Source organism: Streptomyces justiciae (assembly GCF_015163075.1).
Lineage (GTDB): Bacteria > Actinomycetota > Actinomycetes > Streptomycetales > Streptomycetaceae > Streptomyces > Streptomyces justiciae.
The window spans coordinates 117,739-142,994 of sequence record NZ_JADDXU010000014.1 but is presented as its reverse complement, the minus strand read 5'-3'; the positions used below and the strand labels follow the sequence as shown (position 1 = coordinate 142,994).

Annotated in this window: 25 protein-coding genes; 13 read left to right on the top strand and 12 right to left on the bottom strand. The window is 71.3% G+C overall.

The window, feature by feature from the left end; genetic code table 11:
• The first annotated feature begins 10 nt into the window (after nt 1–10).
• The 3 genes from efeB to IQ210_RS33005 are packed head-to-tail and all read left to right on the top strand — an operon-like array spanning nt 11 to nt 3,113.
• Complete coding sequence (gene efeB, locus IQ210_RS33015) at nt 11–1,270, top strand: iron uptake transporter deferrochelatase/peroxidase subunit (RefSeq protein WP_194082849.1); 1,260 nt, start codon at nt 11–13, stop codon at nt 1,268–1,270.
• A 6-nt stretch (nt 1,271–1,276) separates the two neighbouring features.
• Nucleotides 1,277–2,149, top strand: a complete 873-nt coding sequence (efeU, locus tag IQ210_RS33010; protein WP_194082848.1) for an iron uptake transporter permease EfeU — start codon at nt 1,277–1,279, stop codon at nt 2,147–2,149.
• A complete protein-coding gene (locus tag IQ210_RS33005; RefSeq protein WP_194082847.1) occupies nt 2,109–3,113 on the top strand; it encodes a hypothetical protein in 1,005 nt (334 codons plus the stop codon). Before efeU ends, IQ210_RS33005 begins: the two co-directional genes overlap by 41 nt.
• A 13-nt stretch (nt 3,114–3,126) precedes the next feature.
• Here the strand turns inward: IQ210_RS33005 and IQ210_RS33000 are convergent, their stop codons facing one another.
• Complete coding sequence (locus IQ210_RS33000; RefSeq protein WP_194082846.1) at nt 3,127–3,861, bottom strand: bifunctional DNA primase/polymerase; 735 nt, start codon at nt 3,859–3,861, stop codon at nt 3,127–3,129.
• Between the two features lie 177 nt (nt 3,862–4,038).
• On the opposite strand from IQ210_RS33000, the gene IQ210_RS32995 reads away from it, so the two are divergent.
• A complete protein-coding gene (locus IQ210_RS32995) occupies nt 4,039–4,899 on the top strand; it encodes a glycerophosphodiester phosphodiesterase (RefSeq protein ID WP_194082845.1) in 861 nt (286 codons plus the stop codon).
• Here IQ210_RS32995 and IQ210_RS32990 read toward each other — a convergent pair.
• From IQ210_RS32990 to IQ210_RS32975, 4 genes are all read right to left on the bottom strand, one after another.
• Nucleotides 4,869–5,483 (bottom strand): TetR/AcrR family transcriptional regulator, encoded by a 615-nt coding sequence (locus IQ210_RS32990; protein ID WP_194082844.1) that lies wholly within the window; start codon nt 5,481–5,483, stop codon nt 4,869–4,871. The genes IQ210_RS32995 and IQ210_RS32990 overlap by 31 nt on opposite strands.
• 24 nt (nt 5,484–5,507) lie before the next feature.
• Nucleotides 5,508–6,503, bottom strand: coding sequence for a small ribosomal subunit Rsm22 family protein (locus tag IQ210_RS32985; protein WP_194082843.1), 996 nt, complete (start codon nt 6,501–6,503; stop codon nt 5,508–5,510).
• A gap of 231 nt (nt 6,504–6,734) precedes the next feature.
• Nucleotides 6,735–7,910: a serine hydrolase domain-containing protein gene (locus tag IQ210_RS32980; protein ID WP_194082842.1), complete on the bottom strand. Its 1,176-nt coding sequence runs from the start codon at nt 7,908–7,910 to the stop codon at nt 6,735–6,737.
• Nucleotides 7,862–9,160 (bottom strand): multidrug effflux MFS transporter, encoded by a 1,299-nt coding sequence (locus IQ210_RS32975; protein WP_194082841.1) that lies wholly within the window; start codon nt 9,158–9,160, stop codon nt 7,862–7,864. The genes IQ210_RS32980 and IQ210_RS32975 overlap by 49 nt, the downstream gene beginning before the upstream one ends.
• Before the next feature lie 107 nt (nt 9,161–9,267).
• On the opposite strand from IQ210_RS32975, the gene IQ210_RS32970 reads away from it, so the two are divergent.
• Nucleotides 9,268–10,293, top strand: coding sequence for a Gfo/Idh/MocA family protein (locus tag IQ210_RS32970; RefSeq protein ID WP_194082840.1), 1,026 nt, complete (start codon nt 9,268–9,270; stop codon nt 10,291–10,293).
• Here the strand turns inward: IQ210_RS32970 and IQ210_RS32965 are convergent.
• A complete protein-coding gene (locus tag IQ210_RS32965; RefSeq protein WP_194082839.1) occupies nt 10,280–11,920 on the bottom strand; it encodes an alkaline phosphatase D family protein in 1,641 nt (546 codons plus the stop codon). The two genes, IQ210_RS32970 and IQ210_RS32965, sit on opposite strands and share 14 nt — an antisense overlap.
• 138 nt (nt 11,921–12,058) lie before the next feature.
• Between IQ210_RS32965 and IQ210_RS32960 the strand changes: the two genes are divergently transcribed.
• The 3 genes from IQ210_RS32960 (at nt 12,059) to IQ210_RS32950 (ending at nt 15,456) form a co-directional block, all read left to right on the top strand.
• On the top strand, nt 12,059–12,817 hold the full coding sequence (locus IQ210_RS32960; RefSeq protein ID WP_194082838.1) for an SDR family oxidoreductase: 759 nt from the start codon (nt 12,059–12,061) through the stop codon (nt 12,815–12,817).
• 379 nt (nt 12,818–13,196) lie between these two features.
• Nucleotides 13,197–14,669, top strand: coding sequence for an ABC transporter permease (locus tag IQ210_RS32955; RefSeq protein ID WP_194082837.1), 1,473 nt, complete (start codon nt 13,197–13,199; stop codon nt 14,667–14,669).
• Nucleotides 14,670–14,748: 79 nt separating this feature from the next.
• On the top strand, nt 14,749–15,456 hold the full coding sequence (locus tag IQ210_RS32950) for an ABC transporter ATP-binding protein (RefSeq protein WP_194082836.1): 708 nt from the start codon (nt 14,749–14,751) through the stop codon (nt 15,454–15,456).
• An 18-nt stretch (nt 15,457–15,474) separates the two neighbouring features.
• Here IQ210_RS32950 and IQ210_RS32945 read toward each other — a convergent pair whose 3' ends face one another.
• Together IQ210_RS32945 and IQ210_RS32940 are read right to left on the bottom strand one after the other, a co-directional pair.
• On the bottom strand, nt 15,475–16,455 hold the full coding sequence (locus IQ210_RS32945) for an aldo/keto reductase (protein ID WP_194082835.1): 981 nt from the start codon (nt 16,453–16,455) through the stop codon (nt 15,475–15,477).
• Between the two features lie 127 nt (nt 16,456–16,582).
• Nucleotides 16,583–16,909, bottom strand: a complete 327-nt coding sequence (locus tag IQ210_RS32940) for a nuclear transport factor 2-like protein (RefSeq protein WP_079306418.1) — start codon at nt 16,907–16,909, stop codon at nt 16,583–16,585.
• A 132-nt stretch (nt 16,910–17,041) separates the two neighbouring features.
• On the opposite strand from IQ210_RS32940, the gene IQ210_RS32935 reads away from it, so the two are divergent.
• The 4 genes from IQ210_RS32935 (at nt 17,042) to IQ210_RS32920 (ending at nt 19,521) form a co-directional block, all read left to right on the top strand.
• Nucleotides 17,042–17,611, top strand: coding sequence for a DoxX family protein (locus IQ210_RS32935; protein ID WP_194082834.1), 570 nt, complete (start codon nt 17,042–17,044; stop codon nt 17,609–17,611).
• Nucleotides 17,612–17,999: 388 nt separating this feature from the next.
• Nucleotides 18,000–18,404: a DUF6153 family protein gene (locus IQ210_RS32930; protein WP_322657221.1), complete on the top strand. Its 405-nt coding sequence runs from the start codon at nt 18,000–18,002 to the stop codon at nt 18,402–18,404.
• Between the two features lie 77 nt (nt 18,405–18,481).
• Nucleotides 18,482–19,153 (top strand): DUF305 domain-containing protein, encoded by a 672-nt coding sequence (locus tag IQ210_RS32925; RefSeq protein WP_194082833.1) that lies wholly within the window; start codon nt 18,482–18,484, stop codon nt 19,151–19,153.
• A gap of 23 nt (nt 19,154–19,176) precedes the next feature.
• Entirely contained in the window at nt 19,177–19,521 is a 345-nt protein-coding gene (locus tag IQ210_RS32920) for a MazG-like family protein (protein WP_194082832.1), read from the top strand.
• A 6-nt stretch (nt 19,522–19,527) separates the two neighbouring features.
• Here the strand turns inward: IQ210_RS32920 and IQ210_RS32915 are convergent, their stop codons facing one another.
• Genes IQ210_RS32915 through IQ210_RS32905 form a run of 3 tightly spaced genes read right to left on the bottom strand, consistent with a single transcriptional unit; the run spans nt 19,528 to nt 22,792 of the window.
• On the bottom strand, nt 19,528–20,886 hold the full coding sequence (locus tag IQ210_RS32915) for a dipeptidase (RefSeq protein ID WP_194082831.1): 1,359 nt from the start codon (nt 20,884–20,886) through the stop codon (nt 19,528–19,530).
• A complete protein-coding gene (locus IQ210_RS32910) occupies nt 20,883–21,326 on the bottom strand; it encodes a hypothetical protein (RefSeq protein ID WP_194082830.1) in 444 nt (147 codons plus the stop codon). The genes IQ210_RS32915 and IQ210_RS32910 overlap by 4 nt, the downstream gene beginning before the upstream one ends.
• Nucleotides 21,323–22,792, bottom strand: a complete 1,470-nt coding sequence (locus IQ210_RS32905) for an APC family permease (protein ID WP_194082829.1) — start codon at nt 22,790–22,792, stop codon at nt 21,323–21,325. Before IQ210_RS32905 ends, IQ210_RS32910 begins: the two co-directional genes overlap by 4 nt.
• A gap of 398 nt (nt 22,793–23,190) precedes the next feature.
• On the opposite strand from IQ210_RS32905, the gene IQ210_RS32900 reads away from it, so the two are divergent.
• A complete protein-coding gene (locus IQ210_RS32900; RefSeq protein WP_194082828.1) occupies nt 23,191–24,441 on the top strand; it encodes a threonine/serine exporter family protein in 1,251 nt (416 codons plus the stop codon).
• Nucleotides 24,442–24,533: 92 nt separating this feature from the next.
• Here IQ210_RS32900 and IQ210_RS32895 read toward each other — a convergent pair whose 3' ends face one another.
• Nucleotides 24,534–25,166 (bottom strand): TetR/AcrR family transcriptional regulator, encoded by a 633-nt coding sequence (locus IQ210_RS32895; RefSeq protein ID WP_194082827.1) that lies wholly within the window; start codon nt 25,164–25,166, stop codon nt 24,534–24,536.
• Between the last annotated feature and the right edge of the window lie 90 nt (nt 25,167–25,256).

Here is a 25,256-nt window from a genome sequence, read left to right as displayed (position 1 = left end):
GGGCACCCCGATGAGCGAGAATCCGACGACCGACACCTCACCGGCCCCGTCCCGGCGTTCGCTCATCGGCTGGGGCGGTGCCGGGCTCGCGCTCGGTGCCGTCGCGGCCGGTGGCGCCGTCGCGATGACGCGTGACGGTGACGACGTCGACACCGTCGCCGCCGAGGCGGGCGCCGCCGTCGCGTTCCACGGTGCCCATCAGGCCGGTATCTCCACGCCGGTGCAGGACCGGCTGCACTTCGCCGCGTTCGACGTGAAGACCGAGGACCGCGCCGAGTTCGTGCAGATGCTGAAGGACTGGACGGCCGCGGCCCGCCGGATGACCGGTGGACAGGCCGTCGGGGACGGGGCGTTCGGCGGGCTGGCGGAGGCGCCGCCGGACGACACCGGCGAGGCCGTGGGGCTCAAGCCGTCGCGGCTCACCCTCACCATCGGCTTCGGACCCTCCCTGTTCCAGAAGTTCGGGCTGGCCGACCAACAGCCCGACGCGCTCGTCGAGTTGCCGCACTTCGCCGGGGACGCCCTGGACAAGAACCGCAGCGGCGGCGACCTGTGCGTGCAGGCCTGCGCGGACGATCCGCAGGTCGCCGTGCACGCGATCCGCAACCTCGCCCGCATCGGCTTCGGCAAGGTCGTCATCAAGTGGTCGCAGCTCGGCTTCGGGAAGACCTCGTCGACGACGCCGGAGGAGCAGACCCCGCGCAACCTCATGGGCTTCAAGGACGGCACCCGCAACATCGCCGGGACGGAGACGGACCGTCTGAAGAAGTTCGTGTGGGTCGACGAGAAGGCCGGGCCCGACTGGATGGTCGGCGGGTCCTATCTCGTCGCCCGGCGCATCCGGATGCACATCGAGACCTGGGACCGCACCTCCTTGCAGGAGCAGGAGGACATCTTCGGCCGTGACAAGGGCGAGGGCGCCCCGGTCGGCAAGGCCAAGGAGCGCGACGAGCCGTTCCTGAAGGCGATGAAGCCCGACGCGCACGTCCGGCTCGCGCACCCGACGGCCAACCACGGGTCGACGATCCTGCGCCGCGGCTACTCCTTCACCGACGGCACGGACGGCCTCGGCCGCCTGGAGGCGGGGCTGTTCTTCCTGGCGTACCAGAAGGACGTCCGCGAGGGCTTCATCCGCATCCAGCGCAATCTGGCCACGGACGCCCTCAACGAGTACATCCAGCACGTGGGTTCGGCTGTCTTCGCCGTCCCGCCCGGCGTCCGGGACAAGGACGACTGGTGGGGCCGGACGCTGTTCTCCAAGGAGGCGTGAGCGACCGTGTTCTCCAACTACCTGATCGGTCTGCGCGAGGGCCTGGAGGCCTCTCTCGTCGTCTGCATCCTCATCGCCTACCTGGTGAAGACGGGCCGCACGGACGCGCTGAAGCCCATCTGGATCGGCATCGGCGTCGCCGTCGCGCTCGCGCTCGGCTTCGGCTGCGCGCTCGAATTCGGCTCCCAGGAGCTGACGTTCGAGGCGCAGGAGGCGCTCGGCGGCTCCCTGTCGATCATCGCGGTCTGCCTGGTGACGTGGATGGTCTTCTGGATGCGGCGCACCGCCCGGCATCTGAAGTCCGAGCTGCACGGCAAGCTCGACGCGGCCCTGCAGATGGGCACCGGCGCACTCGTCGCCACCGCGTTCCTCGCCGTCGGCCGGGAGGGCCTGGAGACGTCCCTGTTCGTGTGGACGTCGGTGCACGCGGCCAGTGACGGCACCCCGCGTCCGGTGATCGGCGCCGGGCTCGGCATCGCCACGGCGGTCGCGCTGGGCTGGCTGTTCTACCGGGGCGCGCTGAAGATCAACCTCGCCAAGTTCTTCACCTGGACCGGCGGCATGCTGGTCGTCGTCGCCGCGGGTGTGCTGGCGTACGGCTTCCACGACCTCCAGGAGGCCGGCTGGCTGCCGGGGCTGACGAACCGGGCCTTCGACATCTCCGGCGCCATCCCGCCGGACAGCTGGTACGGCACCCTGCTCAAGGGCGTCTTCAACTTCCAGCCGGACCCGACGGTCCTCCAGGTCACGGTGTGGCTGCTGTACTTGATCCCGACGCTCGCCCTGTTCCTCGCCCCGGTAGGGTTCGCCTCCGGGAAGGGGAAGGTGAAGGTACCCGATGAGCAGGGATCGCAGCCCTCGAAGGCTTCGCAATCTTGACCGAAGGGCGCTGATAGCGGCCTCGGTGACCGCTTTGTCGCTGACGGCGAGCGGGTGCGTGGTGGTGCACGGGGAGCGCGAAGTACTCCCCGCGACGACCAAGGCCGAGGCCGCGAAGGCACTTCAGGAGTTCACGACCGCGTACAACGCCGCTGACAAGGCGTACGACAGTTCACTGGACGCGGACCATGTCACCGGGCCCCTCGGTGACATCGACGCGGCGCGCCTGAAGGCCGGTTCGGTGACCAGCCCGGACGGCAACCCGTCACACACGCCGCTGAAGCTGTCCGACGTGAAGTACACGATCACCGAGAAGGCGGGCTGGCCGCGCTGGTTCGTCGCGGACGCGGCCGCCAACAAGGGCGGCACCGCGCGCTGGCTGTTCGTCTTCACCCGCAACGGCCTCAACGAGCCGTTCCAGGCGGCGTACTTGACGCTGGTCGCCCCGGACGACGTACCGGAGTTCAAGACCGACGAGGACGGCTGGGCCGAGGCGATCGCCCCGAACTCCCCCGAACTGGCCGTCGCGCCCAAGGAATTGAGCCAGGACTACGCGACGTACCTCCAGGACGGCAAGGGCAAGGTCTTCGCGGACGGCGCGCACACCAGCGGCTGGCGCACCGCGCGGGAGAAGCAGGCCAAGAAGCCCGGTCTGGTCCGGCAGTACATCGACGAACCGCTCATCAACGGCGCCTACGCCCCGCTGGCGTTGCGGACCAAGGACGGCGGCGCGGCGGTGTTCTTCACCACGCGCCACTACGAGAAGCAGACCGCAGCCCCCGGCACCTCGGTGCCCACCCAGACGGCGGCCGTGCAGGCGCTGACGACCGGTGAGGTCAAGCAGTCGCTGACGCTGGAGTCGATCTCCAACGAGATCGCCCTGGACCCGCCGAAGGGCGCGGCCGGCGGCCAGGTGAAGCTGCTGGGCCGCATCCAGGGCCTGACGGCCGCCAAGGGCGAATAGCCGCTACGGCGTTTCAGCCGCGCAGGGGCCAGGCCGCGGAGGCGTGGTCGGGCTCCGCGCCGGCGTGGCGGGCGCAGGCGTCGGTGAGGACCTCGAGGAGGCTCAGCGGGTCGGGCAGCGGGTGTTCGAGGCCGCGAACCCAGTGCACGGACTGGCCCTCACCGGGCAGTTGCGCGGGCGGGACGAGGACGTACGACCCCCGGCAGTGCCAGCGCAGTCCGGGGTGCTCGTCCATCGTCTCTGGGTGGCAGTCCAGCTCGCAGGGCCACCACTCGTCCTCGTCCTCGGGGGTGCCGCGGGTGAGGGTGAAGAAGAGGAGGCGGCCGTCGCTGCTCTCGGCGATCGGGCCGACCTCGATGCCGGAGGCGAGCAGCCGCTCCATGGCCTCCAGGCCCGCCTCCAGGGGGACGTCCAGGACGTCGTGGACCATGCCGGTGGCGGTGATGAAGTTGGCCTGCGGCTGATGCCGGGCCCAGCGCTCGATCTGGCCGCGGTCGGTGGTGGACTGCGTCTGCCACGCGAAGGAGACGGGGTGCCGGGCGGGGGTCGGACAGCCGACCCGGTCGCAGGAGCAGCGGTAGCCGGGAGCCGGGTGCGCGGCGGGCGCGAGCGGCAGTCCCGCTCCGGCGGCGGCCAGCAGCAGGGCCTCACGGCCGCTGTCGTCGGCGGCCTCCTTGGGGCGGCGTCCGCGCAGCCACTGGGTGAGTTTGCCCTGAAGGCCGGTCCGGCCGCCGAACTCCTGGCTCATCTATCCCCTCGCCTCGCTGTGTGCGGACAGCATGCCTTATCGTCCCACCATCCTGCGCTCCGGGGGGCCGGAGCCGACAACCGGGGTAGGTGGGACAGGGCGCACCGGGGCGACGGATCGCGCGCCATGACCCGCTTTGCCGAGATATAACCCCCTGCCGTGCCTACCGTTGTCGCCATGGTCACAAGGATCACGCTGACGGTCCTGGCGTCGGCGGCCTCCCTGGTCCCGCTCACCGGGCCGGCGGCCCCGCTGGAGTGGGGCACCGGTCCGCTGACGGTGGACTCGCTGCCGCGTGTGACGTACGTCGCCCATCGCGGCGGTGCCCGCGAGGTCCCCGAGAACAGCATGTCGGGCCTGATGGCGGCCTACGGCCGCGGGACCGCGCAGGTGCTGGACTTCGACACCCGGATGCTGCGCGACGGCACGCTGGTGGTGATGCACGACCCGCTCCTCAACCGCACGACCTATCTGGGCGGCGAGGTGCGCGGCCTGGACGGCCGGGAGTGGCGGGGCGTACGGCTGCGGCCGAAGGCGTCCCTGCCGGGCAGCTGGCGCTCGGAGCGGCCGCCGACGGTGGCGGAGGTGCTGGACAGGCTCGGCGGGCGGGTCCTGCTGATGCTGGAGGCGAAGGACCCGCCCAGCCTGCGTCCGCTGGCGGCGCTGCTCCGCTCGCGCGGGCTGACCCGCTCGGTCTTCGTGAACTCCAACGACCCGGCGCTGGCCAGGCGGGCGCACGCCCTGGGGCTGCTGACGCAGCTGTGGCGCTCGGCGGAGCAGCTGCGCGCGGACCGGCCCGAGCGGTGGCGGTCGTACGTCGATGTCCTCGACGTCGACTTCAGGGCGCGCGACGAGGATCTGCGGCGGGCGGTGCGGTCCGGCGTCCGGTGGGTGTGGGCGCACACGGTGGTCACGCCGAGGCAGCGGGACCGGGTGCTGGCCCTCGGCTGCAACGGCGTCATCACGGATGCGCCCGGACGGCTGGCGCGGGTGCCCGTGCGGCCGGCTCAGCGGGGTGCGAGGCCGTGGAGGGCGTAGTCGACGAGGGTGTCGGTGTACTCGTACGAGATCGGGCCGGTGTGCTGGAGCCAGCGCTGGGCCAGCGGAGAGATGAAGAATTCCAAGGCGATGCGCGGGTCGATGTCCGGGCGCACCTCGCCGGCCCGCTGCGCGGCGCGCAGCCGGTCGACGTAGAGCTGGAGGGACGGCTCCATGAGCATGGCCGCGCACCTGCGGCCGAGTTCCTCGTCGACCAGCCCTTCGGCGGCCAGGGCCCGTGAAGGCGCCGCGTACCGGGGGTCCTTCAGCTGGTCGACGGTGGCCCGCAGCACGGCCTTGATGTCGGCGGCGAGGTCACCGGTGTCCGGGATGACGTACGGTTCCGCGCCCGCCTCCCGCGAGGCCTGGGCGAAGAGGTCGAGGAACGCCTCGAGGAGTACGTCCGCCTTCGAGGACCACCACCGGTAGATCGTCTGCTTGCCGACACCTGCGCGGGCCGCGATGCCCTCGATCGTGGTCTTCGGGTAGCCGACCTCGACGACGAGTGCGAGGGCGGCGTCGTAGATCGCGCGGCGGGACCTCTCGCTGCGGCGGGTGGAGTCGGAGGCGGGCTTCTTGACCATGGAGCGACCGTACCGCTGCCGGTGTCACGGCTCCTCGGTGTACGGCGGCCACGCGTCGCCCCAGTCCGCGTCCCGTGCCGCCTTGTACAGGTCGCCGTGGCGTTTGGTGACCGTCGTGCGGGTCAGGCGCTCGTCCGGCTCGCACAGGTCGAGGAGGACCTGGCCCTTGCGGATCTGGGGGCGGCGGACGATGCGGGCGGCGGCCGGGGTGACGGGGAAGCGGGTGGCGGCGACGTAGCTGAACTTCTCGTCCTCGTAGGCGAGGGAGCCGCCCTTGACCTTGCGGTGCAGGGAGGAGCGGCTGACCCGGGCCGAGAAGTGGCACCAGTCCTCGCCGGGGACGATCGGGCAGCGGGCGCTGTGCGGGCAGGGGGCGGCGACGTGGAAGCCGGCGGCGACGAGTCGGTCCCTGGCCTCGATGACGCGGGCGTAGCCGGCCGGGGTGCCGGCCTCGACGATCACCACGGCCTGCGCGGCGCTGGCGGCGGCGTCGACGAGGGCGGTGCGGTCGGCGGGGGTGAGTTCGTTGAGGACGTAGGAGACGGTGACGAGATCGGTGCTCTCGATGGTGAGCGCTGCTCCGATGCGAGAGCGGTGCCACTTCGCCGCGCTGAGCGCCGGGTTGGCGCCGGCGATCTCGCGGCCCAGGGCGAGTGCGGGTTCGGCCCAGTCGAGGACGGTGACCGGGCGGGTGCCGTCCCAGGTGGCGGTGACGGCCCAGGTCGCGGCACCGGTGCCACCGCCGACGTCCACATGGCTGTCCGGCGCCCAGTCGGGGGCGGCCGCCGCGAACTCCTCCAGCGCCGACCGCACGGCCTCGAAGGTGGCGGGCATCCGATAGGCGGCGTAAGCGGCGACGTCCGCGCGGTCGCGGAGGATCGGGGCGTCGGTCGGGGTGGCCCCGCGGTAGTTGGCGATCAGCCGCTCCACGGCCTGGGCGGCCTGCCGGGGCGGAAGACCGTCGAGCAGTCCGGCAAGCGCGGCACGGAGGGACTCGGCCGGGGGTACGGGGACGTTCACCCGGCGATTCTATGGGCGCGGCGCGCTGGGGCGGGCCTTGCGGTTTCCTCGCCCCCGCCGCCCCTACCCGTCCCATCCCAGGGGCTGCCGCCCCTTCGACCCCGCTGTCCCTGGGGGCCGCCGCCCCCAGACCCCCGCTTCGGCCTGAAGGGGCCTCGTCCTCAAACGCCGGACGGGCTGAGAGATGCGGACCGGCGTTGAAAGGTGTCGGCTCGTCCTCAAACGCCGCGTTCACTTCTCCCGTACCGCCCGTGCCACCCTCGTCGCCGCCCCCGCCCTAGGCCCGTTCGCCGCCGGGCGGCGTCTCGGGTGGACCGTGTTGGCCAGGAGGACCAGGAACGTGTCCGTTGCGCGGTCCAGGACCAGGGACGTTCCCGTGAAGCCCGTGTGGCCGGCGGCGCCTCTGCCCGCCAGTTCGCCCATGAACCATGGCTGGTCCAGGGCGAAGCCCAGGCCCGGTGGGGTCAGGAGCAGTTCCACGAAGTCGGGGCCCAGGATGCGGGCCGGGCCGTACGAGCCGCCTGCCAGGATCGTGCGGCAGAACACCGCGAGGTCGTGGGCCGTGGAGAAGAGGCCCGCGTGACCGGCCACCCCGCCGAGGGCCCACGCGTTCTCGTCATGGACCACGCCTCGCAGCATGCCTCGGTCCGCCTTCGCCCAGGGGCGGCGCTGGTCCTCCGTCGCCGCCGCTCCGGGGCAGGGACCGAACGTCGTGGACGTCATGCCCAGGGGGCGCGTGATGCCGTCGTGGATCAGGACGTCGAGGGTGCGGCCCGTGATGCGTTCCAGGACGTGTTGGAGGAGCAGGAGATTGAGGTCTGAGTAGCAGTACGTGCCCGGCACGCCGATGGGGGGCTCCGACTGGAGGGCCGCGAGGCGGGTCGTGTCGTCCGGGTAGTCGTACAGCGGGAGTTCGGGGCGCAGGCCCGAGGTGTGGGTGAGGAGTTCGCGGACGGTGATGTTGTGTTCGGCCGCCGCCCGGAAGTCGGGCAGGTACGCGCCCACCCTCGCGTCTATGCCGAGCGTGCCCCGCTCGATCTGCTGGATCGCGGCGACCGCCGTGAACAGCTTGGTGAGGGAGGCCAGGTCGAAGGGCGTGTCCGTCGTCATCGGGACGCGGCTCCTGCGCGGCAGCTCCACCCCCGCGTCCGCCTCCGGGTCGTACGACGCGTACCGGACCGCCCAGCCCGCCGCCTCCTCCACGGCGACGACCGGCCCCCGGCCGGCCACGACGACCGCGCCCGCGGCCCAGGGGCGTTCGCCGGTGGTGAGGTCGTGGACGTCCTGGACGAGGAGCCGCAGTTCCTCCGGGTCCAGTCCGGCCCGTTCCGGTGTGTCGCTGCGCAGTCTCGGCGCGCTCAGCTCTCCGCTCCCTCCACACTCGCACGTCTGTTCCAAGGACGGCACATTCCCATGAAACAGGTAAGCGCTACCAGTGCTGCCGACAACTGGACGACGGCCATCGGGACAGCGGTTCCCTCCCCGGCGATCCCGACCAGCGGGGAGGCGATCGCGCCGATGAGGAAGGAGGACGTGCCGAGCAGGGCGGACGCGGAGCCCGCCGCGTGCTTGGTGCGCAGCAGGGCGAGGGACTGGGCGTTGGGGAGGGCCAGCCCCATCGCCGACATCAGGACGAAGAGCGCCGCCGCCACCGGGGCCAGGCCCACCTCGCCGAAGACGCCCAGCGACATCAGCAGCAGCGCCGCCGCGGCGCCGGTCACGATCGCGAGGCCCGCACCGAGCACCGTCTCCAGGCTGACCCGCCCGACCAGCAGCTTGCCGTTGATCTGGCCCACGGCCACCAGGCCGACCGAGTTGACGCCGAACAGCAGGCTGAACGTCTGCGGCGAGGCGCCGTAGATCTCCTGGATCACGAACGGCGAGGCCGAGATGTAGGCGAACAGCGCGGCGAAGGCGAAGCCGCCGGTGAGCATGTAACCGGCGAAGGGCAGGTCGGCGAGCAGAGCGCGCATCGAGCGCAGGGCCTCGCCGACGCCGCCGACGTGCCGCACCTCCACCGGGAGCGTCTCCGGGAGCCGCGCCCACACCAGCCCGGCGAGCAGCGCCCCGATGACCGTGAGGACGACGAACACGCCCCGCCAGTCCGTCACCCGCAGGATCTGGCCGCCGACGAGCGGCGCCACGATCGGGGCGACGCCGCCGATCAGCATGAGGGTGGAGAAGAAGCGGGCCATGGCGACCCCGTCGTAGAGGTCGCGTACGACGGCCCGGGCGATGACTATCCCGGCCGCGCCCGCGAGGCCCTGCGTCAGCCGGAACGCGACCAGCGTCTCGACGGTCGGGGCGAGGGCGCACAGGGCGGTGGCGAGGACGTAGACGACCAGGCCGACGAGGAGCGGGCGGCGGCGGCCCCAGCGGTCGCTCATCGGGCCGACCACCAGCTGTCCGAGGGCCATGCCGGCGAGGCAGGCGGTGAGGGTGAGCTGGACGGTCGCCGCGGGGGCGTGCAGCGACTTCGTGACCTCCGGCAGCGAGGGGAGGTACATGTCCATCGCCAGCGGGGGCGTGGCGGTCAGGCCGCCGAGGATGAAGGTGACGAGCAGGCCGGTGCGGCGCACAGCAGGGGCGGCCGTCTCCGTCTCCGGTACGGCCGCCTCGTTCTTCAGCTCCGGTGTCGATGCCCCGCACTCGGGCATGCGCCCCTCCCTCTCCCGGTGTCCCGCGTGGTCCGCCACCTATGCTCTCAGTTCGTACACAGTGGCGAGGGTCACGCGAACCAACGCGAGCAGGGGCGGGCAGCGGGATGGCGGAGAGAAACGTGCGCTGGGGCATTCTGGCGACGGGCGGGATCGCGGCGGCGTTCACGGCGGATCTGGTGGACCTGCCGGACGCGGAGGTCGTGGCGGTGGCCTCGCGCAGCGAGGAGTCGGCGAAGGCGTTCGCGGACCGGTTCGGGATCGAGCGGGCGTACGGCGAGTGGGGTGCGCTGGCCGAGGACGCGGACATCGATGTCGTGTACGTCGCCACTCCGCACTCGGCGCACCGGGCCGCCGCCGGGCTGTGTCTGGAGGCCGGGCGGAACGTGCTGTGCGAGAAGGCGTTCACACTGAACGCCCGCGAGGCCGAGGAGCTCGTCGCGCTGGCGCGGGAGCGCGGGAGCTTCCTGATGGAAGCGATGTGGATGTACTGCAACCCGCTGGTCCGGCAGCTGAAGGCGCTGGTGGACGACGGGGCGATCGGTGAAGTGCGCAGTGTGCAGGCCGACTTCGGGCTGGCCGGGCCCTTCCCGCCCTCGCACCGGCTCCGCGACCCCGCGCAGGGCGGCGGCGCGCTCCTCGACCTCGGCGTGTACCCGGTGTCCTTCGCTCAGCTGCTGCTCGGCGAGCCGTCCGACGTGGCGGCGAGAGCAGTGCTCTCCGACGAGGGCGTCGATCTCCAGACGGGTGCACTGCTCTCCTTCGAGAGCGGCGCTCTCGCTTCGGTGCACTGCTCCATCATCGGCGGTACGGCGACCTCGGCCTCGATCACCGGCTCCGAGGGCCGCATCGACGTGCCGTACGGCTTCTTCTTCCCGGACCGGTTCGTGCTGCACCGGGACGGCCGTGACCCCGAGGAGTTCAAGGCCGACCCGGCGGCAGGCCCCCGCAACAGCCTCAAGCACGAGGCCGCCGAGGTGATGCGGGCGCTGCGGGCCGGCGAGACCGAGTCGCCGCTCGTCCCGCTCGACGGGACGCTCGCCGTGATGCGGACGCTCGACGCGATCAGGGACCGCGTCGGCGTCCGCTACCCGTCCGAGACCGAGGAGAACTCCGGCCTCACGCCGGCTTGAGCCCCTGGTCGTCGGCCTCGGTCACGAAGGAGGCGTAGGTGGTGAGCGGCGCGCCCTGGGTCGTGATGTACGGCACCGTCTTGTAGTCGACGCGCGCCCGCTCCCGGTCGAGGGCCACCGTCGCGTAGCCGCGCTGCCCGTTGTAGAACTTCAGGTGCGGGTTGGCGGCCAGGTAGGTGGCCCAGTTCGACGGCTTCTCGGAGCCGTTGCCGCCGCTGCTGATCGACGTCGTGACGATCTCCGTGCCCAGGGTCTTCGAGTCGGGGTCCTCGAAGTCCCGCTTGATGTCGAAGCCGTAGTGCACGTGGACGTCGCCGGTGAGGACCATCAGGTTCCTGATCCCGGCTGCCTCCGCGCCGGCCAGCACCCGTTCGCGGGAGGCCGGGTAGCCGTCCCAGGAGTCCATGGAGACCTTGGACGGCAGGGTGGTGGAGTTGTAGCGGCGGGAGAAGGTGACCTGCTGCGGTACGACGTTCCAGACGGCGTCCGAGCGGTGCCAGCCGTCGATCAGCCACTTCTCCTGGGCGTCCCCGGTCAACGTGCGGCCCGGGTCCTCCGATTCGGGGCCGGGGAACTGCCAGCCGTCGCCGTACGCCTGGTTGGAGCGGTACTGGCGGGTGTCGAGGACGTCGAACTGGGCGAGCCTCCCCCAGTGCAGCCGCCGGTAGAGCCGCAGGTCGGGGCCGTCGGGGAGCTGGGGGCGGCGCAGCGGCATGTTCTCCCAGTAGGCCCGGTAGGCGGCGGCCCGGCGGAGCAGGAACTCCTCCGGCGGGACGTTGTTCTCGGGGGTGTCGCCCGCGTAGTTGTTCTCGGTCTCGTGGTCGTCCCAGGTGACGACGAAGGGGTGCGCGGCGTGCGCGGCGCGCAGGTCGGGGTCGGTCTTGTAGAGGGCGTACCGCAGGCGGTAGTCCTCCAGGGTCAGCGTCTCGTGGTTGAAGAGGTCGGGGAGGGTGCCGGCCGGGTAGGCGCGGGCGCCGCCGACCGCGTTGACCGCGTACTCGTAGAGGTAGTCGCCGAGGTGGAGGACGACGTCCACGTCGTCGTCGGCGAGGTGCTTGTAGGCGGTCCAGTAGCCCTGGTCGTAGCGCTGGCAGGAGGTCAGCGCGAAGGTGAGGGCGGAGGTCCGGGAGCGCTCGGCGGGGGCGGTGCGGGTGCGGCCGACCGGGCTGATCCAACTCCCGGCGCGGAAGCGGTAGTAGTACGCGTGACCGGGGGCGAGGTGGCCGACCTCGACGTGCACGGTGTGGTGGAACTCGGGGTGGGCGGTGGCCGCGCCGCGTCTGACGACGCTGCGGAACCTCTCGTCGAGGGCCAGCTCCCACTCCACGGTGACGCGCTCGGCGGGCAGTCCGCCGTCGGCCTGGTACGGGGTCGGCGCGAGGCGGGTCCACAGCAGGACCGAGTCGGGCCGCGGGTCGCCGGAGGCGACGCCGAGGGTGAAGGGGTCGGCGGTGAGCTGCGCGGGGTCGAGTTCGGCGGCGGCCGCGGTGCCGGCGGTGGGCAGGTTCACCGCGAAGGCGAGAGCGGCGGCCGCGCCGCCGACGGTGAGGAAGCGGCGCCGGTTCAAGTGGCGTGCGACGGCGCGGAGTTCGGGCGCGTGCTGGGTCGGGTGTGCTGCGGGTGTCATTCCGGTCCTCCCCTGACGGATGCATGCAGGAGGCATTGGAGTGGCCGGGGACGACCCGCGTCTATCGCGTTCATGACATCCAGATGGCGGACGCATGAGTTCCGACCAGCGGACGGTCCTCCCGTACGCTGCGATGCCATGACTGACAGTGGATCGAAGATCGCCGTGGTGACCGGCGCCGGTTCCGGCATCGGACGGGCCGTCGCCGTGGAGCTGCTGCGGGCCGGCTGGTCCGTGGCACTGGCCGGGCGCCGCCCCGCGACGCTGGAGGAGACGGCGGCACTGGCACCCGAGGGCGCCGCTCTCGTCGTACGCGCCGATGTGGCTCGGCCGGACGACGTGGCCGCGCTGTTCGCGGCGGCCGTGGACCGGTTCGGGCGGGTGGACCTGCTGTTCAACAACGCGGGGACGTTCGGGCCCGGCGGGGTGCCGGTCGAGGAGCTGCCGTACGACGCCTGGCGGCACGTGGTGGACACCAACCTCAACGGGGCGTTCCTGTGCGCGCAGGCGGCGTACCGGCAGATGAAGGAGCAGGACCCGCAGGGCGGCCGGATCATCAACAACGGGTCCATCTCCGCCCATACGCCCCGCCCGCACTCCGTCGCCTACACGGCGACCAAGCACGCCCTGACCGGGCTCACCAAGTCGCTGTCCCTGGACGGGCGGCCGTACGGCATCGCGGTCGGGCAGATCGACATCGGCAACGCGGCCACCGACATGACGGCACGGATGCAGACGGGTGCGTTGCAGGCCAACGGGGAGATCGTGCCGGAGCCCGTGATGGACGTCGCCGACGTGGCGCGCACGGTGCGGCACATGGCGGAGCTGCCGCTCGCGGCGAACGTGCAGTTCGCGACGGTGCTGGCGACGGCGATGCCGTACGTGGGCCGCGGCTGAGCCCTGCGCGGCGCCCTCGTGGCTTTACAACTTGCACAACCGGAATCGTTCACTCCGCACCATTGCGGCCGGTAGCGGACTTATGCTCAACTCGCCTCCACAAGAGCTTCACAGTTGGAGTGGAGAGCTTCCGGCCAAACCGAGGGGGGAGACGGCAGCCGTTCCACCACGCCGGTTGGGGGTGGGCTCCGCGTGGGACCGCGGGGTGCACACCGGCGGGTGGAACGGCTGCCGTGCAGTTCGGGACGGCTCGCGGATTCTCAGCTCACGCACATCGCCTCTCAGGTCCCACACATCCCTTACTCACGGCTGCTCAACATTTCGTCCCTAACTTGAGGCCGCGCCCACCACGCGGGCGCCACGAACCTCGAGGAACGGGATGTTTGGCATCTATCTCAAGCGCGAGCTGGGCCGGCGCAAGAAGGCGGCTCTGGTCATCGCACTGGGTCTGGCGCTCGGTATCGCGCTGGTCATCACCGTCAACTCGGTGTCGGCCGGTATGACTCAGGCTCAGGACAAGGTCCTGAAGTCGCTGTACGGCCTCGGCACCGACATGACCGTCACCAAGGCCCGGTCGGCGCCCACCGACAACAGCTCCGGCAGACCGAACTTCGAGTTCGACGCCAAGTCCAACGACAGTGACGAGACGCAGAGTTCGGACCGGGTCATGACCCAGGGCGGCCAGGCCCTCAAGGCCGCGCTGGTGGCGAAGGTGGCCAAGCAGGACGGCGTCGCGAACGCGGTCGGCGCGATCACTCTCAACGTCACCAAGGTCGACGGCTCCTTCACCCAGGGCAAGGCGCAGTCCACGACCGGGAACAGCCAGTCGCAGGGGCAGGGCGGCCCCGGTGGCGGCAGCGGCGGCAACAGCACGGCCGCGCCCCAGGTCCAGGGCGGCGGCGCCTCGTTCGACGTGAACTCCTACTCCGTCGCCGGCGTCGACGTCACGGACCAGACCCTCGGCCCGCTGGCCGGCATGGAGATCACCTCCGGCAAGACGTTCACGGCCGCGCAGACCAACGCGAAGGTCGCGGTGCTCAGCAAGTCGTACGCCAAGGAGAACAAGTACAAGGTCGGCAAGACCCTGAAGATCTCCGGCACCAAGTACACGATCATCGGCATCGCCACGGCCTCCAGCAGCGAGTCCACCACCGACGTCTACCTGCCGCTGAAGCAGGCTCAGACGCTCGGCGACTCGAAGAACAAGGTCACCACGATCTACGTCAAGGCGACCGACTCCAAGCAGATCGACACCGTCAAGTCGACGATCCAGAAGAACATCTCCGGTACGACGGTGACGACCTCCGCCGACCTCGCCGACACCGTCTCCGGCTCCCTCTCCACCGCCTCCAACCTCGCGACCAGCGTGGGCAAGTGGCTGTCGATCGCGGTGCTCGCCGCGGCCTTCCTGGTCGCCGCGCTGCTGACCTCCTCCGCCGTGTCCCGTCGCGTGCGTGAGTTCGGCACGCTCAAGGCGCTCGGCTGGCCGAGCCGCCGGGTGACACGGCAGGTCGTCGGCGAGTCCATGGTCAACGGTCTGCTCGGTGGCGCCCTCGGCATCGGCCTGGGGCTCGCGGCGGCCTACGCGGTGACCGCGATCAGCCCGAAGCTGACCGCGCAGCTCGGCAACACCGGCGGCGGTGGCGGCATGGGCGGCGGCCCCGGCGGTGGCGGTCCGGGCCAGCAGTCCACGCAGAACACCATGGAGATCGCGCTCTCCGCGCCCGTCTCGCTGACCACCATCGCCCTCGCGGTCGGCCTCGCCGTGACCGGCGGTCTGATCGCCGGCGCGATGGGCGGCTGGCGGGCCTCCCGGATGCGGCCGGCGGACGCGCTGCGCAGCGTGTCCTGATCCCTTCACGAGCTGGGGTGCCGCGACCGTTCCCCCCGGGCCGCGGCACCCCGTCCCCCTTACTTACGGAGAGCACCCCATGTACAGACTGACCGGCGTCACCAAGCGCTACTCGCGCGGCAAGGAGACGGTGGAGGCGCTGCGCGGCATCGACCTCACCATCGAGGACGGCGACCAGCTCGTCATCCAGGGCCCCACGGGTGGCGGCAAGTCGACCCTGTTGCAGATGATCGGCGGCCTGGACCGGCCGACCGAGGGCAGCGTGGAGCTGGACGGCGTCGACCTCGCGCGCATCAGCGAGGCGAAGCTGACGCGGCTGCGGGCCGAGAAGATCGGCATCATCTTCCAGTCCTTCAACCTCATCCCGACTCTGACCGCTCAGGAGAACGTCGAGACGGCCCTGGTGCCGCTCGGCGTGAAGCCGGCCGAGCGGCGGGAGCGGGCCGCGGAGGCGCTGCGGTCCGTGGGGCTGGGTGAGCGGCTCGGCCACGCCCCCGCCGAGCTGTCCGGTGGCCAGCAGCAGCGGGTCGCCATCGCCCGCGCGCTGGTGAAGAAGCCGAAGGTCCTGCTCGCCGACGAGCCGACCGGCAACCTCGACGAGGGCACCCGGGACGACATCATGGGCCTGCTGGAGGGCCTGTGGCACGAGTACGGGCTGACCTTCATCATGGTCACGCACGACTCGTCGATCGCCCGGCGGGCGCCTCGGCTGGCGACGATCAAGGCGGGGCAGATCACCCTGACCGAGCAGCGGCAGCAGCAACAGCAGTCGTACGCGCAGTACTAGAAGTGAGGTCGGGGCCGCTCACCGCTCCAGGATCCGGTCGATCTCGGTCAACTGGTCCGCGGTGAGCGGCCCTTTCTCCATCGCTCCCGCGTTCTGTTCGGCCTGGGCGACGGAACGGAAGCCCGGGATCGGGACCGTCCGCGGGCTGCGGGCCCAGATCCAGGCCAACGCGCCCTGCGCGAGCGTACGGCCGTCGCTGGTGAGGATCTCCTTGAGCGCGTCGATCCTCGTCAGCCACTCCGGGTCGGCCGTGGTGCCGTCGCCGAAGCCCTGGAGCCAGGCCGGGGGCCGGCTGCGGATGTCGCCGGTGTCCTGCGGGCCTTGGCGCTTGCCCGCGAGCAACCCCATCGCCAGCGGGCTGCGGTTGACGCTCGCGAGCCCCAACTCCTCGCACAGGGCCAGCATTTCGGGCGCGTCCTGCATGACGTTCAGCGCATGCTGCACGGCCGCGCAGTGCTCCCCCTCCGCGAACACCGCCGCGCGGGCCGGGTCGTCGGTGCTCCACGCGTAGGCGCGGATCAGGCCCTCGCGCACCAACTCCTCGCAGGCGTCCCGCAGTCGGGCGCCGTGCGCGGGGTGCGCGTCGGAGAGGTGGAACTGGTACAGGTCGACGTAGTCGGTGCCGAGGCGGGCGAGGGAGGCCGTGAGGGCTTCGCGGACGTACGTGTCGGACGCGTCCTGGCCGTTGAGGGTGCGGGTTTGCTCGTCGAAAAGGTTGCCCCACTTGGTGGCGACGACCACGTCGGCGCGGCGCTTGCCGAGCGCACGGCCGAGGACGCGTTCGCTGTGTCCGGCGCCGTAGGTGTCGGCGGTGTCGAAGAAGGTGACGCCGAGGTCGAGGGCGCGGTGGACTGCCCGTACGGACTCCTCGTCGTCGACCTTGCCCCAGCCCAGCGGCCGGCCCGAGAGGTCCTGCCACTCACCGCCGATGGCCCAGCAGCCGAAGCCGAGGGGGCTGACGTCGATACCGCTGCGGCCCAAAGTCCTGTTGGTCTCCATGGCGGAAGACGCTAGGAGTTGGAGCGCACTCCAGGACAAGGGCTTTCGCGCAGGCTGTTACGCCTGGCCGGTCTCGAAGCGGGAGATGACTGTCACGCCTGGCCGGTCTCGAACCCGGGGATGGCTGTCACGCCTGGCCGGTCTCGAAGCGGGAGATCTTGCCGTCGTCCTCGACCTCGAAGTGCCACTTGGTGCGCATCTCGCCCCACGTGTCGTTGCTGTAGCGGGCGATGAGGTCGCGGCCGCCGCGGGACTCGTTGTCGACCTCCATGTGACCGTGGGAGGTGAAGATCTCGCGGTCGATCCAGTCGGTGAGGTCGCGGTCGGAACCGTCGTCCGACATGGTCGCGCCGGGGGCGAGGAGGGCCATGAAGCCGTCCCGGTCGTGCGCGTTGACGGCACCGACGAAGGCGCGGACGGCCGGGTCGCTGAGTTTGGACGTCTGAATCGTCATGCCAGTCAGACTCACACCACCGTTCCGGGCCCGCCACCCGAACGGCGGCCCTGGGCGACCCCGGGAGGTGTCAGGGGTGCGACGGTGGAAACGCGGGAGGGGTTGTTCTTGCCGTCTTCTCCAGGAGTCATCGTGACGACGTACGACCGACGTGATCTGGGCCTGCTGCTGCTCCGACTGGGAACCGGGGGTGTGCTGGCCGCGCACGGCGCGCAGAAGCTGTTCGGCTGGTTCGGCGGCCATGGTCTGGAGGGAACCGGCCAGTTCATGGAGTCCGTCGGCTACGCGCCGGGCAAGGCCAGCGCGACCGCGGCGGGCCTCGCGGAGGCCGGTGGCGGGACGCTGCTGGCGCTGGGCCTGGCGACGCCGGCGGCGGGTGCGGCGGCGGCCGGGGCGATGGCGGGGGCCTCCGCCGTGCACGCCCCCAACGGCTTCTTCAACGCAGAGGGCGGATTCGAGTACGCGGCGACCCTGGGCCTGGCGGCCACGGGCCTCGCCGTCGCGGGTCCCGGGCGCCTCTCCCTCGACCATGCGGTCGGGCACGTGTTCGACCGCGGTTGGATGGTCCCCACGGCGCTGGCGGCGACCGCCGCGATGACGGCGGTCGTCGTGGGGGCGCGGAACCGGCGGGTGCGGAACGGGAAGAAGGAGGAGGCGGCGGAGATGTTCGAGGAGCAGGAGGCGCTGTTCGGGGAGGAGTGACTCCGCCGGCTCGCATTGCGCCGCTGGCCGGTGGCGGCATCGGCTCAGTTCGGGCCGCGCGCAGATGGCTTCGTCGCCTTGGTCCGGGCCGCGCGCCGGTGGCTCTGCCGGCTGGAGCCGCACTACGCACAGACGGCAGCCTCACCAGCTCGAGTCGCCCGACGTACAGATGGCTGCCTCACCGGCTCGGCTCGCGCCGCACGCCAGTGCCCCTGCCGCCCCGGCTCGCACCGCGCGCGGATCGCCCCACCGGCTCGGTCCGTGTGGTGCGCCGGCGACGCGGAGGCGGCGCTCGTCTGGCCGCCCGCATTCGGTGGCGACGCCCTCTCACCTGCGTATTCGAGGCCTGCGCACAGGGACCGCCACCCCTGCCCCTAGGCTGTGCCCCGTGAACCGTCCCGAGCCCCTGCGCCTACGACCGCCCCTGCGGCGGTGGCGAGGGCTGCTCGTGCTGATGGTGCTGGCCGGGGTCATGGGGATGCATGCCCTGGCCCCCGGTGTGGCCCTCCCGGGCGATCATCCGCACTCCGCCCCGATGGCCGGCGTCGTCTCCGTGTCGGCGGCCCACGACGACTGTGGTGGCGAGGGCCACTGCGGCTCCGGGCATGTGACACATGCCGACGCGGCCTGTTCGGCGGCCGCGGTGAGCGGGGGCCCGGCGCTCCCCGCACTCGTGGCCGACCCGGTCGCCGGCGTCGTACGGGACGACGTACTGCGGGCGTGTGCGGTCGCGGACCCGGACGGGGCCCGTGCTCCCCCGTCCCTGGCGGAACTCCAACTCCTGCGGATCTAGAGAGGACTGCCGTGCGCACGTCGTGCGCCTCGGCATGCCCGGAGTCCAGATCCCTTTCATCCAGCAGGAGTTCCAGCATGAGCACCACCCGTATGCCCCGCGCCGCCCGTACGCGTCGCGCTGCCGTTCTGGCCGTGGCGACCGTCAGCGCCGCCCTCGTCCTCACCGCGTGCGGGGGCGACGACAGCGGTCACGAGGCAGGCCACGGCACGTCGGCCTCCGCATCCCCCTCCGCGTCGGCGTCCGCCGCCGCCCACAACGCCCAGGACGTCTCCTTCGCGCAGGGCATGATCCCGCACCACCGTCAGGCGCTGGAGATGGCCGAACTCGCCGCCGACCGGGCCTCGTCCGCGGACGTCAAGGATCTCGCCGCGCGCATCGAGAAGGCGCAGGACCCGGAGATCGAGACCATGTCCGGCTGGCTGAAGGCGTGGGGCGAGGACGTCCCGGCCGCGAGCGAGTCGATGGAGTCGATGCCGGGCATGGACCACGGCTCGGACTCCGGGATGTCCGACATGCCCGGGATGATGGGCGACGCGGACATGGAGAAGCTGGAGAAGGCGTCCGGTGAGGACTTCGACACGATGTTCCTGACCATGATGGTCGAACACCACGAGGGCGCGGTCGAGATGGCGAAGACGGAGAAGGCGAAGGGCGCCTATGAGCCCGCCACCGCCATGGCCGACGACATCGTCACCGGACAGACCGCGGAGATCGAGGAGATGAACAAGCTCCTCGGCAAGAGCTGAGCCGAGCGTGCCAAGCTGCGTCCATGAGTGATCTGGACCCCGACATCTGGTCGGGCATCGACGACTTGTGGGCGTGGCTCGACTCGCACCGCCCGTCCGACGGACACCCGTCTGACGGGCAACAGAGCCTCCTCCTGCGGATGTTGAAGCTGTCGGAGGAGGTCGGCGAGGTGGCCGAGGCGGTGATCGGGGCGATGAACCGCAACCCGCGCAAGGGCAACTCCCATACCTGGGAGGACGTCCAGAGCGAGCTGTGCGACGTCGTGATCACCGCCTTGATCGCCCTGCGCACGCTGACGCCGGACGCCCGCGAGGTATTCGTCGGGCATCTGGAGCGGGTGCGGGAGCGGTCGCTGGGCCCGCGCTAGGGCCTGTCAACGGCGGTGCGCGGCCGCGTACTCGTGCAGGAACAGGGCCTCCACGTGCGCCATGTGCTCGATCTCGGACGGGTCGACGCTCTCGTTGGGCGCGTGGATGAGGCAGCGCGGCTCCTCGACGCCCATCAGGACGATCTCGGCGCGCGGGTAGGTGGTGGCGAGGACGTTGCACAGCGGGATCGAGCCGCCCTGGCCGAGGAAGGCGAGGGGTTTGCTGTAGACCTGCTGCATGGCCTTGCTCAGGGCCGTGTAGGCGGGGCCGTCGGTGGCGGCCTGGAACGGGGAGCCGGTGCCCTCGGTCTCGACCGTCACCCGCGCGCCCCAGGGCGCCGCGTCCGTGAGGTGCTGGGTGAGGGCCTTGAGCGCGGCCTGGGCGTCGGTGCCGGGCGGCACGCGCAGGCTGACGCGGGCGCGGGCGGTGGGCGGCACGGCGGCGGCGGAGCCGACGACCGGCGGGCAGTCGACGCCGAGCACGGTGACGGCGGGGCGGGCCCAGAGGCGGTCGGCGACCGTGCCGGTGCCGGTGAGCTGTACGCCGTCCAGGACGCCGGCGTCGGCGCGGAACTGTGCCTCGTCGTAGCCGACGCCGTCCCAAGTGCCGTCGCAGTCGAGGCCGTTGATGCGGGTGGCGCCGGTCTTGGGGTCGCGGAGGGTGGCCAGCATCTGGATGAGGGCCGCGAGGGCGTCGGGGGCCGGGCCGCCGAACATGCCTGAGTGGACTTCCCCGTTGAGGGTCTCGACGGTGACGACGAGGTTGGCGAGGCCGCGCAGGGTGATGGTCGCCGTACCGGTGCCGACCTCGGCGTTGCCGGTGTCGCACACCAGCAGGGCGTCGGCGAGGAACTGCTCCGGGTGCTGGGCGACGTACGCCTCCAGGCCGCCCGTGCCCTGCTCCTCCGAGCCCTCCGCGACGAACTTCAGGCCCACCGGGATGTCCTCGCCGAGCGCCCGGAGCGCGGTGAGGTGCATGACGATGTTGCCCTTGCAGTCGGCGGTGCCGCGCCCGTACCAACGCCCCTGGGCCTCGGTGAGGGTGAAGGGCGGGGTGGTCCAGGCGTCGTCGTCGAGCGGGGGCTGGACGTCGTAGTGGCAGTAGAGCAGGACGGTCGGGGCACCGGGCGGTGGGGGCCGGTGACCGATGACGGCGTGGCTGCCGTCGGGGGTCTCGGCGAGATGGACGTCCCGCAGCCCGGCCTCGGCGAACGCGTCGGCGACCCACTGGGCGGCCCGCCGGCACTCCTCGGGCGGGTACTGGCGGGGGTCGGCGACGGAGGGGATGGCGACGAGGTCGGCGAGGTCCTGCTTGGCGCGGGGCATCAACACGGCGATGCGTTCCGCGAGTTCGGTCGTAGTCATGCGTCCCGCCTCACCGTGTCGTCGGTCTTCAGGTCGTCGAACCGGTCCTTGAACCGGTCGAGCTTCTCCGGGCAGTAGATCTCCAGGATCTTGGCCTCCGCCCGCAGCGCCTTGGTGTCGCCGATGACGGGTCGCTGGCCCACGAACGCGGCCCCGTTGGAGACGTTGATCTTCCACAGGGCGGACCGCAGGGCGGTCGCGGGGTCCTCGCAGACGATCCCGCCGTCGGTGCCCAGCGCCCGCTCGATCACCTCGGTGTCGGGGCGCGGATAGCCGGCGTCCTCGGCGGCGTCGGCCAGCTTGTTGGCCTTCTCCGCGGCCTCGTTGGTCGACTTCACGCTCTCGTACTGGACGATGCCGATGATCGCGAGGACGACGAGGACGAGGATCGCGCCGAGGTAGATCCACTTGTGCTCGGAGGCGAACCGGGTGGGGCTCATGAGGCGCTCCTCTCCGTGCGCCACGTGGGCTTGCGGAACTTGAGGAAGGCGTACGGGATGAGCAGGCCGAGGATGACCAGGCCGCCGCCGATGAGGAGGACGTACGACCAGACGCTGCCGCCGCCGAACTGCGAGGGCGGCACGAAGCCGATCGCGAGGGCCGCGACGGAGGCGAGCAGCCCGACGGTGCACATCAGGTGCAGGGCGGGCACGCGGTAGCCGCGGGGATGGTCGGGCTGGGTCTTCCGCAGCCGCATGGCCGCGGCGAACATCAGCAGGTAGACGATGAGATACACCTGCGTGGTGATCGTGGAGAAGATCCAGTAGACGCTGGAGACGTTCGGGATCAGCGCGTACATCAGGGCGATGGCGGTGGTGACGACGCCCTGGGTGACCAGGATGTTCTGCTGGATGCCGTACTTGTTGAGCTTCTGCAGGAAGGGCGGCAGATAGCCCTCGCTGCGGGAGATCTCCAGCAGGCCCTTGGACGGCCCGGCGAGCCAGGTGAGCATGCCGCCGAGGGAGGCGGCCACCAGCATCACGGCGGCGATCGGGGTCATCCAGCCGATGTGGAAGTACGAGAAGAAGGCGTTGAAGGCCTGCATCACACCGGCGGTGAGACTGGTCTGGTCGGCGGGCACGACCCAACTGATCGCCAGCGCGGGGAGGATGAAGATGAGCAGCACCAACCCCATCGCCAGGAACATGGACTTGGGGTACTCCTTGGCCGGGTCCTTCAGCGACGACACGTGAACGGCGTTCATCTCCATGCCGGAGTAGGAGAGGAAGTTGTTGACGATGAGGACCAGGCTGGCGAGGCCGGTCCACTCGGGCAGCAGATGGCTGGCGGTCATCGGCGCGGCGGACGGGTTGCCCTGCCCGAGGAAGACGATGCCGAGCACGACGAGGATCGTGCCGGGCACGAGCGTCCCGATGATGAGCCCCCAACTGGACAGCCCGGCAAGGGCCTTGGTCCCCCGGGACGACACCCACACGCCCGTCCAGTACAGGACCATGATGACGATGGCGGTGTAGAGGCCGTTGGAGGCGAGGGAGGGGTCGATGACGTACGAGATGGTGCTGGCGACGAACGCGAGCAGGCTCGGGTAGTAGAAGATCGTCATCGCGAACTGGCACCACACGGCGAGGAATCCGAGCGGCTTGCTCAGCCCCTCACTCACCCACCGGTAGACACCACCGCTCCACCCGGACGCGAGCTCCGCCGACACCAGCGCGGTGGGCAGCAGGAAGACGACCGCCGGGACAAGGTAGAGAAACACGCAGGCGAGTCCGTACACGGCCATCGTCGGCGCGGCCCGCAGACTGGCCACCGAGGAGGTGGTCATCAGCGCCAGGGTCACCCAGGTGAGAACGGGGGCGGGGGTGGCCCGCACTGCCGCGGCCTGCGTCGGCGGCGCTGTCTGCGTCCGCTTGGGCACGTCGGCGGGCACGTCCATCGATGCCATGAAGCCCTCCCGGGGCTGGGCAGTTGGGGTGCTGCCAGCCTCGGGGGGTTTCGGGGGGCTCGCATGGTGGCTTGGGCCGTTGGGGTGACGTGAGGGGGCGGTCGGTGGAGGGGGTGGAGGCGGTGGAGGCGGTCCTCCCCCTCTCCTGCGCTCACGCTCCTCCCTCCCCTGCGCTCGCGCTCCCCCCTCTCCTGCGCTCACGTCGCCCGTACGGCTCACCCGCGTGGCCGGGCCGGTCGGCGAAGCAGCAGGGTGGAGGAGGCCGTTTGTGGGGGCCGCCTGCGAGGGCCGCCTTGGGGGCTTTCGGCGGGGTCGCCTGCGAGGGCCGCCTGGGGGCTTTCTGCGGGGCCGCCGTGGGGGCCGTCGATCGCATCGGAGTTCGTAGGAGGCCGTGGGTGGTGGAGTCGTCCCGTGCGGTCGCCCCGGGGCTCGACGAGCTCGCCGACCTCCTCACCCGGCTGACCCGGCTGCTGCTGAACACCAGCGGCGAGGGTGCGGAGGGCATCGAGGAGACGGTGACGACGACGGCCAGGGCGCTGGGCGGTGACGCGTCGCTGCTCCTCGTCCCGGACGCGGCGACGCTGACGGTCACCGCAGCGGACGGGACCGCGCGGACCGTCACCGTGCGCGGCGTCCCGGAGGTGTTCCGGCTCGACCAGGTCACGGCGCTGAAGCCGCTGCTGGCGGACGTACGGTCGGGCCGTACGGACGTGACGCGGGCGGGGATCGCGCTCGCCCGCATCGAGGGGTCGAGCCCGCCGTATCCCTGGTGGGCGAAGCTGATCGGCATCGTGCTGTTCGCGCTGGGATTCGCGCCGCTGATGCAGCCGACGTGGTACGAGATCGCGACCACGGCGGTCCTGGCCACGATCGCGGCGACCCTGGCGGTCACGGCGGACCGCGTACCGCGCCTCGCGGCCGTACTCCCCCTGCTCGTCTCGACGGTGATCTCGGTCGTCACGATCGAGGCGTTCGCCCGCACCCCCGCCCATGGCGGCCCGGTCCTGCTGATGCTCCCGGCGCTGTTCTACTTCGTCCCCGGCGACTATTTGAGCGCGGCGACGGCGGAGTTGGCGGCGGGACGGATGACGACGGGCGCGATCCGCCTGGTCAGCTCGGTGTTCCTGCTGGTCCAGCTGTATCTGGGCGTGCTGCTCGGCGTCTACGCGACAGGCACCTCGACCCGCGCCCTCTTCGACATAGCGGCGGAGGCCGACCTCCCGCGCTGGGCACTGTTCCTGTCGTGGATCGTGTTCACGGCGGGCACGGTCCTGGCGTTCGCGATCCCGTACCGCCTGTTCTGGCCCTTGCTGGCGCTGGTGTACGTGACGGTCGCGGTCCAGTCGCTGGTGACGAAGCTGATCGGGGAGACGGGCGGGACGTTCGTGGCGGCGGTGGTCCTGACGGCCGTATCCACGATCCTGGCCCGCGCCCCGCACCGCCCACCCCGCCTCGTCCTCCTCCTGCCCGGCTTCTTCACCCTCACCGTCGGCTCACTGGGCATGCGGGGCCTGACGACGCTGGCGGGCGGCTACGTCATCGAGGGCTTCCGGGACCTGCTGAAGCTGGTGACGATCGTGACGGCGATCGCGGTGGGGATGGTGGTGGGGGCGACGCTGGCAGGACCGGGGCGGGGGGAGGGCGAGTGAGACCTACTCCGCCCAGTCCCGCCGGACGCTCTCCGGAACCTCCTCCGGCCCGTCCCGCCGGACACCCTCCGGACCTTCCTCGGCGCGAGTGACTACGCCGCCCCGTCGTCGAGCCCCCGAAAGAACAGATCAAGGAACTGCTCCCGCACCCCGCGCGCACTGACCCCCCGCAGCCGGGCGATGTGCGAGCTGAACCCGGCGATGGAGCCGGTGAAGGTCTCGGCGGCCACGGAGCGGTCGATGGTGGTCCGCAGTTCGCCGCGCAGCTGCGCGTCCCGGAGGACGTCCTCGACGACGGCGAGGGGCTTGTCGATGCAGTCGCGCTGGAACAGGGCGTACAGCTCAGGGTAGTTGGGCAGCTCGAAGGAACAGCGGGCGGCGATGAGCCAGCGCGGGCTGTCGAGGGCGGCGGCGATGTCGTCGTAGAGCACGTTGAGGTCGCCGACGAGGCTGCCGGTGCGGGGCGGGACCAGGTCGAGGGCCAGGGTGTTGAGCCCGGCGAGGATCAGATCGTCCCGCTCGGCCCAACGGCTGTAGAGGGTCCGCTTGGCGACCTTGGCACGCGCGGCGACGTTGTTGATCCGGAAGCCGGCGACGCCGTGGTCGGAGAGCTCGTCGACGACGGCGCGCAGGATGCGCTCGTCAGCGCCGGAGTCGCGGGGACGACCGGGCTTGGCCGGGGCGGGCGGGCTGACTGTCGCTGCCCCTGGCGCTATGGCTGTCATACCCCTGGCCTCTTTTCGCGACCGAAACGGTTTCGTATTCACCTCACTCTAGGCTACCCTCAAGGTGAACGAAACCGTTTCGCTCGAAGC

Coding starts and splice junctions, on each gene's coding strand:
- efeB (WP_194082849.1), top strand. CDS start 11: ATGAGCGAGAATCCGACGACCGACACCTCACCGGCCCCGTCCCGGCGT.
- IQ210_RS32905 (WP_194082829.1), bottom strand. CDS start 22,792: ATGGCATCGATGGACGTGCCCGCCGACGTGCCCAAGCGGACGCAGACA.
- IQ210_RS32945 (WP_194082835.1), bottom strand. CDS start 16,455: ATGGAGACCAACAGGACTTTGGGCCGCAGCGGTATCGACGTCAGCCCC.
- IQ210_RS32915 (WP_194082831.1), bottom strand. CDS start 20,886: ATGACTACGACCGAACTCGCGGAACGCATCGCCGTGTTGATGCCCCGC.
- IQ210_RS32955 (WP_194082837.1), top strand. CDS start 13,197: ATGTTTGGCATCTATCTCAAGCGCGAGCTGGGCCGGCGCAAGAAGGCG.
- IQ210_RS32910 (WP_194082830.1), bottom strand. CDS start 21,326: ATGAGCCCCACCCGGTTCGCCTCCGAGCACAAGTGGATCTACCTCGGC.
- IQ210_RS32975 (WP_194082841.1), bottom strand. CDS start 9,160: ATGCCCGAGTGCGGGGCATCGACACCGGAGCTGAAGAACGAGGCGGCC.
- IQ210_RS32970 (WP_194082840.1), top strand. CDS start 9,268: ATGGCGGAGAGAAACGTGCGCTGGGGCATTCTGGCGACGGGCGGGATC.
- IQ210_RS32950 (WP_194082836.1), top strand. CDS start 14,749: ATGTACAGACTGACCGGCGTCACCAAGCGCTACTCGCGCGGCAAGGAG.
- IQ210_RS32920 (WP_194082832.1), top strand. CDS start 19,177: ATGAGTGATCTGGACCCCGACATCTGGTCGGGCATCGACGACTTGTGG.
- IQ210_RS32925 (WP_194082833.1), top strand. CDS start 18,482: ATGAGCACCACCCGTATGCCCCGCGCCGCCCGTACGCGTCGCGCTGCC.
- IQ210_RS33000 (WP_194082846.1), bottom strand. CDS start 3,861: ATGAGCCAGGAGTTCGGCGGCCGGACCGGCCTTCAGGGCAAACTCACC.
- IQ210_RS32895 (WP_194082827.1), bottom strand. CDS start 25,166: ATGACAGCCATAGCGCCAGGGGCAGCGACAGTCAGCCCGCCCGCCCCG.
- IQ210_RS32995 (WP_194082845.1), top strand. CDS start 4,039: ATGGTCACAAGGATCACGCTGACGGTCCTGGCGTCGGCGGCCTCCCTG.
- IQ210_RS33005 (WP_194082847.1), top strand. CDS start 2,109: ATGAGCAGGGATCGCAGCCCTCGAAGGCTTCGCAATCTTGACCGAAGG.
- IQ210_RS32940 (WP_079306418.1), bottom strand. CDS start 16,909: ATGACGATTCAGACGTCCAAACTCAGCGACCCGGCCGTCCGCGCCTTC.
- IQ210_RS32965 (WP_194082839.1), bottom strand. CDS start 11,920: ATGACACCCGCAGCACACCCGACCCAGCACGCGCCCGAACTCCGCGCC.
- IQ210_RS32990 (WP_194082844.1), bottom strand. CDS start 5,483: ATGGTCAAGAAGCCCGCCTCCGACTCCACCCGCCGCAGCGAGAGGTCC.
- IQ210_RS32960 (WP_194082838.1), top strand. CDS start 12,059: ATGACTGACAGTGGATCGAAGATCGCCGTGGTGACCGGCGCCGGTTCC.